Origin of the sequence: Thiosulfatihalobacter marinus, assembly GCF_016019955.1 — a bacterium.
Classification (GTDB): domain Bacteria; phylum Pseudomonadota; class Alphaproteobacteria; order Rhodobacterales; family Rhodobacteraceae; genus Shimia; species Shimia marinus_A.
On sequence record NZ_JAECRZ010000008.1, the window covers coordinates 24,524 to 38,018 of the forward strand.

The 13,495-nt window shown below is 62.1% G+C and carries 13 protein-coding genes; 5 read left to right on the plus strand and 8 right to left on the minus strand.

Annotation, left to right across the window (positions count from 1 at the left end):
- Positions 1–112 precede the first annotated feature (112 nt).
- On the plus strand, positions 113–481 hold the full coding sequence (locus tag I3253_RS12915; RefSeq protein WP_197918393.1) for a tellurite resistance TerB family protein: 369 nt from the start codon (positions 113–115) through the stop codon (positions 479–481).
- Here I3253_RS12915 and I3253_RS12920 read toward each other — a convergent pair whose 3' ends face one another.
- Both I3253_RS12920 and dacB read right to left on the minus strand, forming a co-directional pair.
- Positions 482–1,507, minus strand: a complete 1,026-nt coding sequence (locus I3253_RS12920; RefSeq protein WP_197918153.1) for a hypothetical protein — start codon at positions 1,505–1,507, stop codon at positions 482–484.
- Positions 1,497–2,987, minus strand: a complete 1,491-nt coding sequence (dacB, locus tag I3253_RS12925; protein WP_197918160.1) for a D-alanyl-D-alanine carboxypeptidase/D-alanyl-D-alanine endopeptidase — start codon at positions 2,985–2,987, stop codon at positions 1,497–1,499. The genes I3253_RS12920 and dacB overlap by 11 nt, the downstream gene beginning before the upstream one ends.
- Before the next feature lie 86 nt (positions 2,988–3,073).
- Here dacB and I3253_RS12930 point away from each other — a divergent pair, with 86 nt between their 5' ends.
- Positions 3,074–3,949, plus strand: a complete 876-nt coding sequence (locus tag I3253_RS12930; RefSeq protein ID WP_232237060.1) for a DMT family transporter — start codon at positions 3,074–3,076, stop codon at positions 3,947–3,949.
- On the opposite strand, the gene I3253_RS12935 is transcribed toward I3253_RS12930, so the two are convergent.
- On the minus strand, positions 3,914–4,513 hold the full coding sequence (locus I3253_RS12935; RefSeq protein WP_197918161.1) for a nicotinate-nucleotide adenylyltransferase: 600 nt from the start codon (positions 4,511–4,513) through the stop codon (positions 3,914–3,916). The two genes, I3253_RS12930 and I3253_RS12935, sit on opposite strands and share 36 nt — an antisense overlap.
- 102 nt (positions 4,514–4,615) lie before the next feature.
- Here I3253_RS12935 and I3253_RS12940 point away from each other — a divergent pair, with 102 nt between their 5' ends.
- From I3253_RS12940 to I3253_RS12950, 3 genes are all read left to right on the plus strand, one after another.
- The gene (locus tag I3253_RS12940) at positions 4,616–5,089 is read left to right on the plus strand and encodes a GNAT family N-acetyltransferase (protein ID WP_232272153.1); all 474 of its coding nucleotides are present in this window, start codon (positions 4,616–4,618) and stop codon (positions 5,087–5,089) included.
- Positions 5,090–5,170: 81 nt separating this feature from the next.
- Positions 5,171–6,826 (plus strand): energy-dependent translational throttle protein EttA, encoded by a 1,656-nt coding sequence (gene ettA / locus I3253_RS12945; RefSeq protein ID WP_197918163.1) that lies wholly within the window; start codon positions 5,171–5,173, stop codon positions 6,824–6,826.
- 194 nt (positions 6,827–7,020) lie between these two features.
- Positions 7,021–7,695 carry a hypothetical protein gene (locus I3253_RS12950; RefSeq protein WP_197918164.1) on the plus strand — a complete coding sequence of 225 codons (675 nt, stop codon included), beginning with the start codon at positions 7,021–7,023 and terminating at the stop codon, positions 7,693–7,695.
- Between the two features lie 249 nt (positions 7,696–7,944).
- Here I3253_RS12950 and I3253_RS12955 read toward each other — a convergent pair whose 3' ends face one another.
- The 5 genes from I3253_RS12955 to I3253_RS12975 form a co-directional block, all read right to left on the minus strand.
- The gene (locus I3253_RS12955) at positions 7,945–8,160 is read right to left on the minus strand and encodes a YgaP family membrane protein (RefSeq protein ID WP_269648735.1); all 216 of its coding nucleotides are present in this window, start codon (positions 8,158–8,160) and stop codon (positions 7,945–7,947) included.
- 118 nt (positions 8,161–8,278) lie between these two features.
- Positions 8,279–8,455 (minus strand): hypothetical protein, encoded by a 177-nt coding sequence (locus tag I3253_RS12960; protein WP_197918167.1) that lies wholly within the window; start codon positions 8,453–8,455, stop codon positions 8,279–8,281.
- Positions 8,456–8,685: 230 nt separating this feature from the next.
- Positions 8,686–9,735: a 2-oxoacid:ferredoxin oxidoreductase subunit beta gene (locus tag I3253_RS12965; protein WP_197918169.1), complete on the minus strand. Its 1,050-nt coding sequence runs from the start codon at positions 9,733–9,735 to the stop codon at positions 8,686–8,688.
- A complete protein-coding gene (locus I3253_RS12970; protein ID WP_197918170.1) occupies positions 9,735–11,618 on the minus strand; it encodes a 2-oxoacid:acceptor oxidoreductase subunit alpha in 1,884 nt (627 codons plus the stop codon). Before I3253_RS12970 ends, I3253_RS12965 begins: the two co-directional genes overlap by 1 nt.
- Positions 11,615–13,414: an FAD-dependent oxidoreductase gene (locus tag I3253_RS12975; protein WP_197918171.1), complete on the minus strand. Its 1,800-nt coding sequence runs from the start codon at positions 13,412–13,414 to the stop codon at positions 11,615–11,617. Before I3253_RS12975 ends, I3253_RS12970 begins: the two co-directional genes overlap by 4 nt.
- Between the last annotated feature and the right edge of the window lie 81 nt (positions 13,415–13,495).

Genomic DNA, 13,495 nt, shown 5'->3' on the forward strand with positions numbered 1-13,495 from the left:
CCCTGACGGCGCCAGTCAATATTCTGCACTGCAACACCGTTTTCACAAGGACATCATCGTGCCCAACGACATCTTTACCCCACTGACCCCTCAGGATTGTCTGGTGGCCGTGATGGTCGCCGTCTCCGCCAGCGACGAAAACATCCGCACCGCCGAACTGGTCAAGATCCAGACCGCCGTGAACAACCTGCCGATTTTCGCACAATACGATATCGACCGGATGAAAACCGTCAGCCAGATCGTGTTCGACCTGTTCGAACAGGAAGACGGGCTGTCGGCCCTGTTCGGCCTGGTGCGCGACAACCTGCCCGAACGGCTTTTCGAAACCGCCTATGCGCTGGCCTGCGACGTGGCCGCCGCCGACGGGGCGCTGGCCGAACCGGAATTGCGCCTGCTCGAGGAAATCCGCTACGAGCTGGACATCGATCGCCTGCATGCCGCCGGCATCGAGCGCGGCGCCCGCGCCCGCCACATGACCTGATCACGCGCCGTTCAGGATTTCGGGCAGCGCCGGGCGCACGCCCAGCCCCAACAGGTATTCCACCGTTGCGCGAACATCGCGCGACGACCGGGCCGGTCCCTCCGCCAGACGGCCCCGGGGCGCGATGCCATGCCCGGCTGCGGCCAGCCACAAATCGTCCGTGCCCGGCACATTCCAGCGATGCTGCCGCCAGCCATCGCCGCTGCCCCGCGCGTGATCCGCCGTGATCAACAGCGTCACCCGCCGCCCCGTTGCCGCCTGCCGCGCCAGCTCCGTTGCCAGGGCGCGGATATAGCCGTCATACTCGCGCAGCAAACGCAGATAGGCCGGGTAGTTTCCCACATGCGCCGCCGGGTCTGTCTCTTCCAGGGCGATATACAAAAACCGTGGCGGCGCGGCGCGCAGCCGTTGCAGGGCGGCGTCGATGATCGCGGCGTCGCGCGCGCCCCATTCCGGTGCCGTCTGCCTGGGCGCCCCCGCATAGCCGCGCCGCAACCCCGCCGAACAGCGCGGCTGCGCCTCTGGCGGCACCCGCAATGCCGGGCATAACGCGCCATAGCTGGTGAATACCCCAAGCGCCCCGGCGCCAAACCGGTCCACAACCGATGTGATCAGCGTACCGCCGCGCACCGGCGGGCATTCATTGCGCAAACACGCCGTCACCCGCCCGGCAAACAGCGCCTGGTAATTGGGCATGCTCACGCCCACGGGATGCCCCAGCCCAAACCGGCTGCCCCGCGCCGGATCGCCCAGAAACACCCCCTCGGGAACCAGCGCGCCCATCAGGAACGGCATCAACGTGCCGCGGGGGTCGCCGCCCGCGCCCGACAGGCCGGGATCCGCGCCCAGCAACAATTCACGCATCCGCACGCCATCCAGCGTCAGCAACACAACCGTGTCCGCAGGCACGGCCAGCGGCGCGCGGCGCGCATCGCGCGTGCCCGACCACGCCACCAGCGCCACGGCCAGCCACAACGCCAACACGCCGCCGAACAATACCGCCAACCGGCCGGCCTTACGCGTCATACACGATGCTCCACCGTTCCAGCAGGGCCTGCTGCAACCCTTTTGCCTTGCGATTCCATGTGCGTGCCCCCTTGGGGCGTTCGCGGTCCGGGCCGATCAGACGCTCCCGCGCGCCGGTGTCGGACACGAAAATCGCAAAGGCCATCTCCCGCCCGCCCGGCGCCTTTACATAGCCCGCCAATCCGCTCACGAAATGCAAAGTCCCGGTCTTGGCAAACACTTTCAGCGGGTGGTTCCTGTCCACCCTGCCGTCGCGCCCCCGCAGGAACACCGGTTTGAGAATCGGCTCCAGCTCCTGCCGTTCGCGCGCCCGGCTCAACACCCGCACCAAACCGTCCGCCTGCATCCGCGAGGCTTCGCCCAGCCCGGAATGATCCACCAATGCCGCACCGGCCATGCCCAGCGCCTCGCCCGCCCAGGCATTCATTGCCGCCGCCGACGATCGTGGCCCGGTCAGCCCGGCCCCGCGGGCGCGGCTGGCGGCCATGCCCACCATCTCGGCGGTGATGTTGGTGGAATATTTCAGCATGGCCCGCAGGATGTCGCGCAACGGAGCGCTTGACACGCGCGCCACCGCGGTGCCGCGCGGCGCCACCTGCGTGCGCCGGGGCGCCTTCAGCACGATCCCATGCGCCCGCGCCAATGTCTGGAACACTTCTCCGGCATAAATCTCGGGCGCGCGCACCGGCAGCCACCGCGCCCCGCCCTTGCCCAACGCGCCGCGCGCCACGGTCCATTGATCCACGCCATTGACCTGCCGGTAGGTGTAAACCGGCGTCTTGCGGTCGACGACCTTCATCCTGGCCACGCTGACCTCGGGGCGATACCGGTCCGACCGCGCGTCCATCGTTACCTGATACTTACCCACACCGGGTTTCCACTCGAAATATACCCGGTTGAAATTCAGCGACAGACCGGACAGCGACGGGTTGTAAGCGGCGTGAACGGGTTGCCTGTTGTCAATCCGCGCCACATCCGGCAACGCCCCGCCCCAGACAAGAAACCGCCCCGTCACCTCGCGGATACCGGCGGCCTTGACCTGCCGCGCCAGTTCGGCCAGCGCGGTCGTGTCCAGCGTCGGATCGCCGCCACCCCGCAGCACCAGATCGCCCCGCAATCGCCCGTTGGAAACCTCGCCCACCGCGATCACGCTGGTGACAAACCGGTGTTCGCCCCCCAAAGTGTCCAGCGCATACAGCGCCGTCAGCGCCTTGGTCACGCTGGCCGGGGGCTGGGCGCTTTGGGCCTCATGCCCCTCCAGCATCTCGCCGGTTGCCGCATCCGCGACCGCGAAACTGACCTTGCCACTTACCCCGGCGGCATCGATCAGCGTACCCACATCGGGCGCCGCACGTGGCCCCGGGCCAAACGGCCGCACAACAGGGCGCAGCGAAACCGTCGGCGGGCCGGCCCATAGCGGCACCGCAGAACTGCTCAGCAGCCCCGCCAGAAAAACACGTCGGGAAAGGGTCTTGGCCATGGGCCGACACTAACCCCGCCGCGCCGCGCCTTACAAGCGGCTACATCTCGCTTTTGGCCCGCCGGTCCACGTGCTAAGCCCGACGCATGTGGAAACTTGCGGCGCTGATGTTCCTGGCCATGTCGATGATCCCCGCGGGCGATACCGCGGGCAAACTTCTGTCGTCCGAACATGGTGTCAGCCCGTTTTTCGTGGCCTGGTCCCGCTTTGTGATCGGCAGCCTTGTCGCGCTGCCGCTGGTGCGCCCCGATACGCTGCGCATCCTGCGCGACGGGCGTATCTGGCTGCGCGCGGCGCTGTTGGCGGGGGGTATCCTGTCAATCCAGATGGCGCTGCAACGCGCGCCCGTGGCCGATGTCTTTGCCGCCTTCTTCATCGGTCCGATCTTCAGCTATCTTCTGTCCGTCCTGCTGCTGGGAGAGCGCGTCACGCGCTTGCGCAGCGCGCTCATGCTGCTGGGCTTTGCCGGTGTTCTGCTGGTCGTGCGCCCCGGTCTGGGCCCCAGTCTGGGCCCCGGTCCGGGCACCGGCTCCGGCATCGGCTTTGCCCTGCTCGCTGGCCTGTTCTACGGCGCCTTCCTGACCGCCTCGCGCTGGCTCTCCCCGGTGGCGCGCCCGGCCAGCCTGCTGTTTTCCCAGCTTTTCCTCAGCGCCCTCATGCTGACGCCGTTCAGCTTGCAAACCGTGCCCGAATTGACACCCACCCTGATCGGGCTCACATTTACCAGCGCCCTGTTTTCGCTGGGCGGCAACTTTCTTCTGCTGTTCGCCTATGCCCGCGCGCCCGCCGCCACGCTGGCACCCTTTGTCTATTTCCAGCTGATCGGCGCGGTGCTGCTGGGCTGGGTCGTGTTCCGCGATCTGCCCGACGCCGCCACCTGGGCCGGGCTCGCGCTGATCATCGGCGCGGGCATCGCCAGCGCCAACCTACCGCCAGTCGCCTCGCGCGCGAATGCGGGTTGAACTGGCATCCACCATCGGCACATTGACAAAACACCAGTGCGGCGCGTCCAGCCGCCCCAACAGCTTGCTGGCACGCGGCGCCAGCCGCGCATGGCGAAACACCTGCGCCGCCTTGGCCGTGCGCGCCTCGACCCGGTCGCCGGGCCGCGCCAATACACCAACCGGCACGCTGTGCATGATCTCCTGCCAATCTTTCCACCGGTGAAACTGCGCCAGATTGTCAGCCCCCATCAGCCAGACAAACCGCGCCTGCGGCCAGGTCGCCTGTAACGCCGCGATGGTCTCTGCCGTATAGCGGGTGCCCGCGCGTGCCTCGAAATCCGTCACCGCCACCCGGGGATGCCGCATCATCGCCCGCGCCCGCGCCAGCCGCCGCTCCAGCGCCGCCGGCCCGCGCGGCTTCAGCGGATTGCCGGGGCTGACCAGCCACCACACCCGATCCAGCCCGAACCGTTTCATCGCCTCAAGCGTGATATGCACATGCCCCTGATGGGCCGGGTCGAAAGACCCCCCCAACAGCCCGATCACCTGACCGGGCGCGGCATATGGCAACCCTGCGCGCATCTTCGCCTTCCTCGCTGCCCTGCGCGGGGCTGTCAAGCCGGGTTGACCACATGGCCCATCCCGCTAATGTCCCGGCGCACCCCGAAACTTCAAGCACCTGCCATGACCGATACCCCCACCGTCACCTTCCAGACCGTCGACCCGCGCAGCCCCGACGCCGTCGCCTGCCTCCAGGACTATTACGACGAGCTGGCCCGCCGCTTTGACACCGGGTTTGACGTGAACCTGTCCGCCGATCCCGACGCCACAGATATGCTCGCCCCGCGCGGCGCCTTTCTTGTGGCCTATGCCGGGACGCAGGTGCGGGGGTGTGTCGGCGTGAAGGGCACCGACAAGGGCTATGGCGAGATCAAACGCCTCTGGGTGTCGCCCGAGGCGCGTGGCCTGGGGCTGTCAAAACGCCTGATGGATCAGGCCGAAAAGACCGCCCGCACTCTTGGCATCGCCACGCTGCGCCTTGACACCAACGCCGCCCTGCCCGAGGCGATCCGGCTTTACCAAACCACCGGCTGGACCGAGATCGACCGCTTCAACGACGATCCCTACCCGGATTTCTTTTTTGAAAAAAACCTCTGAGCGCGCGACCACATTGCCCCCGCCCCCGGCCTCCGCTATCACACCCGCCAACATGACATTTGGCGAACGGAGTCGACACCCATGGCATCCTATCAATACGTCTACCACATGCAGGGGGTCTCAAAGACCTATCCGGGCGGCAAGAAATGCTTTGAAAACATCCACCTGAGCTTTCTTCCCGGTGTGAAAATCGGTGTCGTCGGCGTCAACGGCGCCGGTAAGTCCACGCTGATGAAAATCATGGCCGGGCTGGATACGGATTTCACCGGCGAAGCCTGGGCCGCCGAGGGCGCCAAGGTCGGCTATCTGCCCCAGGAACCGCAGCTCGACGAAACGCTTACCGTGCGCGAAAACGTCATGCTGGGCGTGGCCGGCAAAAAGGCCATCCTCGATCGCTACAACGAGCTGGCGATGAACTACTCGGACGAAACCGCCGAGGAAATGGCCGCCCTGCAAGACCAGATCGATGCCGAAAACCTCTGGGATCTGGACAGCCAGATCGACGTGTCGATGGAGGCCCTGCGCTGCCCCCCCGATGACGCCGATGTCGCATCCCTTTCGGGCGGTGAACGCCGCCGCGTGGCGCTGTGCAAACTGCTGCTCGAAGCGCCCGACATGCTGCTGCTGGATGAACCGACCAACCACCTTGACGCCGAAACCATCGCCTGGCTGCAACAGCACCTGATCGACTACAAGGGCACGATCCTGATCGTCACCCATGACCGCTATTTCCTGGATGACATCACCGGCTGGATCCTGGAACTCGACCGCGGCCGCGGCATCCCTTACGAGGGCAACTATTCCGCGTGGCTGGAACAAAAAGCCAAGCGTCTGGAACAGGAAGCCCGCGAGGACAAATCCAAACAGAAGACGCTGGAGCGCGAACTGGAATGGATGCGGCAGGGCCAAAAGGCCCGTCAGGCCAAATCCAAGGCCCGTATCCAGGCCTATAACGAGATGGCGAACCAGTCCGAGCGCGAGAAAATCTCACGCGCCCAGATCGTTATCCCGAACGGCCCTCGCCTTGGCTCCAAGGTGATCGAGGTGGAAAACCTCGCCAAACACATGGGCGACAAGCAACTGATCGAAGACCTGTCGTTCAGCCTGCCGCCCGGCGGCATCGTCGGCGTGATCGGCCCCAACGGCGCGGGTAAATCGACCCTGTTCAAGATGCTCACCGGACAGGAAGCGCCCGACAGCGGCACGATCGAACTTGGCGACACGGTACAGCTTTCCTATGTCGACCAGTCGCGCGACGATCTCAACCCCAAAGACACGGTCTGGGAGTCGATCTCGGGCGGTGCCGAAATCATCGAACTGGGTGACGCACAGGTCAATTCCCGCGCCTATTGCTCGTCCTTCAACTTCAAGGGCGGCGATCAGCAGAAACCGCTGAACCTGCTTTCAGGCGGCGAACGCAACCGCGTGCACATGGCGCGGCTTCTGAAAGAGGGCGGCAACGTCCTCCTCCTCGACGAACCGACCAACGACCTCGACGTCGAAACCCTGCGTGCCTTGGAAGACGCGCTCGTCGATTTCGCAGGCTGCGCCGTGGTCATCTCCCACGACCGCTTCTTCCTCGACCGGATCTGTACGCATATCTTGGCGTTCGAGGGCGAAGCCCACGTGGAATGGTTCGAAGGCAACTTCGAGGATTACGAAGAAGACAAGAAACGCCGTCTGGGGGCCGATGCGCTTGAGCCGAAACGGCTGAAGCATAAGAAGTTTACGCGGTGAGTGTTTGACCTCGTCAAACGCTCATAGTGCGCGGCAGCGTCTTTTGGCACAAAAGGCGCGTGCGCGCACCGTTGGGATGGTGTGAGGCGGAAAATGCCGACATGGTTGAAGTATAGGAAAAAGTATTCGGTAGACTGAATGGAAACAGGTTTACTAACGTCACTGGCTTCCATCAATGAGAAGGAGCTGTCCGGGTGACACTGCCTATATCTTTTCAAACAAAACTACGCAGAATAGAAAAAGACATCGACGAAGCGGAGCGAGAATTTGAAGCTTCGAAAAACGTCGATGCGCTTGCCAGTGACATCACTGACGTAATTGTCAAACTACACTTGCTCCTAGATCGGGCGATGAATCAGATATGGGAAAAGTACAACTCGCGAAAAGCGGGAAGCGGTAAGCCAAATATCTATTTTCCTGTCACAACGTCAAGTGAGAGGTTTTTGTCGCGACTCCAAAAAGATCAGCTCCACGAACTACATCAAAAGAATGCCTTATTGTTTCAGCTTCTGGAGCAAATCCAGCCTTTTCATAGTGAAAATAGATGGCTTGAGAAGTTGTACTTTATCTCCTCTAATCGCCATGAAAGGGATGCTGCGGTATCAGAACGAAAAGAAATCACTGGGATAGGAATCGGCAAAGGTCAAAATCTTTACATCCGCCATATGACTGTTTCTAACGGACAGATATTCTTTGATGGCGATGCCACAAACCAAACTACTGGGAAAAAGGAACCTGTGCGTATCGAGCCCACGACCGTGGACCGCTATTTATTGGAAGACTTGAGTATCGAGGCAATCCCATTCGCAAGAACGTCATTCAGACTAACGAAAACTAACCTGAGCAAGATTTTTGGAAGTATGAAGTAAATTTTCATCACACCAACCCGGAATCAAGGCTTGCAAAGCAAGCCGCCGGGCATCGCCCGACCGCCCCATGGGCGGGCGATTTTGCACCTTCTCCACTCCGCACAACCGTCTGCAGCACTTGGCACCATAAACCACCCGGCCAAAACTGAAGGCTCGCCCACCCTCGGTCGGGCGCTACCCGGCTCCTCCCCAAACGCAAAAAGCCCCGCCAAACCGGCGGGGCTTGTTTCACTGCAACCTGTCAGTGTCTCAGAAAGCGTTCCCGGGCTTGAACCCGATCGCCTTGAAGATCATCGCGGCGGGGCAAAAGCCGGTAAAGGCCGATTGCAGCATGTTCGCTCCAACGAACACGGTGAACCACACCCACATCGGATGCACGAACACGGTCAGAAGCACGCTCAAAAGAACCATCACGCCGGCAAAGGCCAGTACGGCACGGTCAAGGGTCATCTCATTTCTCCTCATGGTCGGGCCACGCGGCCCGGGTCTGGAGGAGATATAGCACCACTACGAATAGTATTCAATATATGGAATGTTAAATTCACCCACCCGGCCGGGCGGCATCCTGCCCGCGCCGCAAGCCTCACTTCCCGTCGCGGGCGGCTTTCTCTTCCTTGGTCAGCTTGGCATTCCAGGCGTTCTTGCTCAGGCCCAGTTCGGGCTTGGGCGGTTTGGTTTCGCCGACGGTCACTTTACCGCCCTTGTCCAGAAATTCCTGGATCAGCGCATCATCGGTGGTTTTCTTGGGAACTTGTTTCATGCTGCACGCTACCGCGCCGCGCCCGTCCTTGTCACGCGGCAATCGTTAGCAAACCCTTGCGCCCCCCCGGTTAACACCGCCCATGCTCCAAAATGCGCCAAACCATACCGACGCAATACCGACATAATACCGACGTGTTACCGACTGCCGAAACCCGACAAAACAAGGCGTTAACCCCCGATTCGGTGGCGCGGACATCCGCCCCGCCGTTCGGTGCGGTGCAACTCTGTTTACCGAAGCCCCTCATTGATCGACTTCAACACCTTCGATCCGGGGCAAAGCTCGTCCTTGCCCAACTCGTTCAGCGGGCGTGTCGCCAGGTTCAGGCTCTGGTTCAGATCCTGCGAATCCGGGTCAAGGAACAAAAGCCCGGTCAGAATCCGACCGTCCTCATCCGCCTGCTGGACCGAGTCCATCGCCGCACGGCGATCATCCGTCCTGTAACTGGAATCCGCCTTGTGCAGATGGATCACCGAACCGTCATGCAGCGTCACGTTCTGCGTGGTGCCTTCGGCATATTGCGTCGTGATTTCGTCGCGCATGGGCACAAAATCCAGCGGCATTGCATCCAGATGCTCGCGCGTTTCCGTATAGCTCTTGGTCGATCCCACGTGGTTGTTGAACGTCACGCAGGGGCTTACCACGTCGATGAATGCAAATCCCTTATGCGCCATCGCCGCCCGGATCAGCGGCTCCAGCTGCCCCTTGTCGCCCGAAAACGACCGTGCCACAAAACTCGCGCCTTGCAGGATCGCCAGGGACGCCAGATCGATCCCCTCGAACGGGTTCACCGCGCCGCCCTTGGCCACCGAACCCAGATCCGCCGTCGCGCTGTCCTGCCCCTTGGTCAGCCCGTAACAGCCATTGTTGGCCACGATATAGGTCATGTTCACATTGCGCCGGATCAGATGGATGAACTGCCCCATCCCGATGGACGCGGTGTCCCCATCGCCCGACACGCCTATATAGGTCAGGTCGCGATTGGCCAGGCTCGCACCCGTCGCCACTGACGGCATCCGCCCATGTACCGAGTTGAAACCATGCGATTTTCCAAGGAAGTAGGTCGGCATCTTGGACGAACAGCCAATGCCGCTGACCTTGGCAATCCGATGCGGCGGGATCGAGGATTCGAAACACGCATTGCGGATCGCGGCGGAAATGCTGTCATGCCCGCAGCCCGCGCACAGCGTCGAAATCGCGCCGTCATAATCGGCCACGGTGAATCCCAGCCGATTGGCCGGCAGGCGCGGATGGCGGAATTTCGGTTTGATATAAGACATCAGGCAGTCTCCCGTTTCAGGGGCACGATCTCGGCGCTCTTGGTTTTGAGCGCCTGTCGGATCTGGTGGGCAATGGTGCGCGCCGTGATCGGCGTGCCGGAATAATTCAGCACCGAGGTCAGCCGATCCGGCGCAATCTCGCATTCGTTCATGATCAACTGGCGCATCTGCCCGTCCCGGTTCTGCTCGATCACGAACACCATGTCGTGGTCATGGATGAACCGGTCCAGGCTTTCATGGAACGGAAACGCCCGAATACGCATCGTATCAATGGGATAGCCTTCGGGCGCCAACATCTCCACCGCCTCATAGGCCGGCGATGCCGAGGTGCCAAAGAACAGCGCCCCCAGCTTCAGATCGGTCTTGGGTTTCTTCACCTTGATCGGCGGGTGGGTCTTGGGCTTGGGCACATAGGATTTGGCGGTTTCGAACTTGCGCAGCAACCGGTCCACGTTTTGCACGTAATCCTCGCCACTTTCGGAATAGACCGCCATCTCGTTCTTGGAAGAACCGCGTGTGAAATACGCGCCCTTGTCCGGATGGGTGCCCGGCAGGGTGCGATAACAGATGCCATCGCCGTCCACGTCCAGATACCGGCCCCATTTTTCGACACTGTCCAGCCCTTCGGCATCCAGCACCTTGCCCCGGTCCATCTCGTAATTGTCGTCCCATTCCAGCGGCGGCGACATCCAGTCATTCATGCCCAGGTCCAGATCGGTCATCATGATCACCGGGGTCTGCAACCGCTCGGCCAGGTCAAACGCCTGCACCGTCATGTCGAAACATTCGCGCGGCGTAGCCGGAAACAGCAGCACCTGCTTGGTGTCGCCATGGCTGGCATAGGCCGCGGCCAGGATGTCGGATTGCTGGCTGCGCGTCGGCATCCCCGTCGACGGGCCCGACCGCTGCACATCGATCAGCACCACCGGCACCTCGGCGAAATAGGCCAGCCCCAGAAACTCGCTCATCAGGCTCAGACCGGGGCCGGATGTCGCGGTAAAGGCCCGCGCCCCGTTCCAGCTTGCGCCCACAACCATGCCCATCGCCGCCAGTTCGTCCTCGGCCTGCACGATGGCGAAATTCTTCTTGCCGCTGCCCGCATCTATCCGCATCCGCTCGGCATATTTTGCAAAGGCATCCACGACGCTGGTCGAGGGCGTGATCGGATACCACGCCGCCACCGTCGCCCCGCCATAGATCGCGCCCAGCGCGGCAGCGGTGTTGCCGTTCATCAGGATATGCGGTTTTTCCAGGATATGCGGCGCCACGTTGCCGCCCTTGCGCTCCAGCCGGATCGGCAGCGGGCACTGAAAGTTTTCCTTGGCGAACTGATAGCCCATCTCCAGCGCGTGCACGTTCGAGCTGATCAGCTTTTCCTTGCCCTTGAACTGGTCGTTCAGCAGGTCTTTCAGCACCCGGAAATCAATATCCAGCAACGCCGCCATCGCGCCCACATAGACCACGTTCTTGAGAAGCTGTTGCAGGCGCGGAACCGTGTATTCGCGCATACACATCTCGGTCAGCGGCACGCCCAGAATGGTGATGTCGTCGCGCTTCATGTGGTTGGCCAGCGGCTTGGTGCTGTCATACAGGAAATAGCCGCCCGGCTCGACGCTGGCGATGTCCTTTTCCATGCTCTGCGGGTTGACACATACCATCATGTCCACCCCGCCCCGGCGGCCCAGATAGCCCTTTTTGCTCACGCGCACCTCGTACCACGTGGGCAGGCCCTGGATATTGGACGGAAAGATATTGCGCGGGCTCACCGGAATGCCCATGCGGAAAATCGCCTTGGCAAACAAATGGTTGGCGCTGGCCGATCCGGTGCCGTTCACATTGGCGAACTTGACGACAAAATCGTTGATGCCCTTGATCTGTTTCATTCTGCCGCCTCCACCAGAACCGGGGCCGCCTTGGCCATTGTGTAATAGAATTTCTGCATGTCCCAGGCCGCCGTCGGACAGCGTTCGGCGCACAGGCCGCAATGCAGGCACACGTCTTCGTCCTTGACCATCACCTTGCCGGTGGGCAATTCGCCCGACACGTAAAGATCCTGTTCCGCGTTGTCGGCCGGCACCAACAGGTTCTGGCGCAGCTCCGGCTCTTCGGCATTCTCGACAAAGCTGATACAGCTGGTCGGACAGATATCGGTGCAGGCGTCGCACTCGATACAGGCGGACTCGGTGAACACGGTCTGCGCATCACAGTTCAAACAGCGTTCCGCCTGTACAAAGGCTGTCTCGGCGTCAAAGCCCAGCTCCACCTCCAGCGTCTTGCTTTTCAGCGCCTGCTCCAGATCCACCAGAGGTACGGCTTCACGCTTGTCCGTCACCGGGATGCTGTCATAGCTCCATTCGTGAATGCCCATCTTCTGGCTTACCAGCGTGACATGCGGATCGGGGCGGCCAACCTCTGGGTCAAGCCCCCGGCAATACATGTCGATCGATACCGCCGCCTTGTGGCCATGCGCCACCGCGGTGATGATATTGGCCGGGCCAAAGGCGGCATCGCCGCCAAAGAACACCTTCTTGTTGGTCGACTGGAACGTTTCATCGTCATTGATGATCGGCGTGCCCCAGCTGGTAAACCGCACCCCTGTCGATTTCTCGATCCAGGGAAAGGAGTTTTCCTGCCCGATGGCGATCAGAACGTCATCACAGGCGACATGAACCAGGTCTTCACCGGTCGGTACCAGGCTGCGCTTGCCGTCCTTGTCATACTGGGCCTCGACCTTTTCAAAGGTCATGCCAACCAGCTTGCCGTCCTTGTGCACGAATTCCTTGGGCACGTGATTGTCGAGAATCGGAATGCCTTCGTGGATGGCATCCTCCTTTTCCCAGGGGCTGGCCTTCATGTCCTCGAACGGGGAGCGCACGATCACCTTCACGTCCTCGCCGCCCAGCCGGCGCGACGTGCGGCAGCAATCCATCGCCGTATTGCCCCCGCCCAGCACAATCACCCGCTTGCCGATGCTCTTGATATGGTCAAAGGCAACGCTGGCCAGCCAGTCCAGCCCGATATGGATATTGGCCCCGGCCTCGGTGCGGCCCGGCAGGTTCGGCAAATCCCGCCCGCGCGGCGCGCCGCAACCCACGAAAACCGCGTCATAATCCTTGTCCAGAACGCTTTGCAGACTGTCGACATAGGTGTTGAAATGCGCATGAACCCCCATGTCCAGCACATAGTTCACTTCCTCGTCCAACACTTCGACCGGCAGGCGGAACGTGGGGATCTCGGAGCGCATGAACCCGCCGCCCTTTTCCTGGGCATCAAAAAGGTGCATCTCATAGCCCAGCGGCGCCAGGTCCCGCGCCACCGTCAACGAGGCCGGTCCGCCCCCGATCAGCGCGATCTTCTTGCCGTTCTTCGGACCTGCCCCGGGCATCAGCCCCTTCACGTCGCCCTTGAAATCCGCCGCCACCCGTTTCAGCCGGCAGATCGCCACCGGCTCTTCCTCGACCCGCCCGCGTCGGCAGGCCGGCTCGCAGGGCCGGTCACAGGTGCGTCCCAGCACGCCGGGAAAGACGTTGCTTTCCCAGTTGATCATGTAGGCGTCGGTATATCGTTCCTGAGCGATCAGCCGGATATATTCCGGCACCGGCGTATGCGCCGGGCAGGCAAACTGGCAATCGACGACTTTGTGGAAATATTCAGGGTCGTTGGTGTCGGTCGGCTTCAACGGGTCCTCCATCGCTGGACCTGACTAAGGTCTGGCTGGGCAAATCGCAGGGCGTATCGTCGCGTACACGACGGTACACCC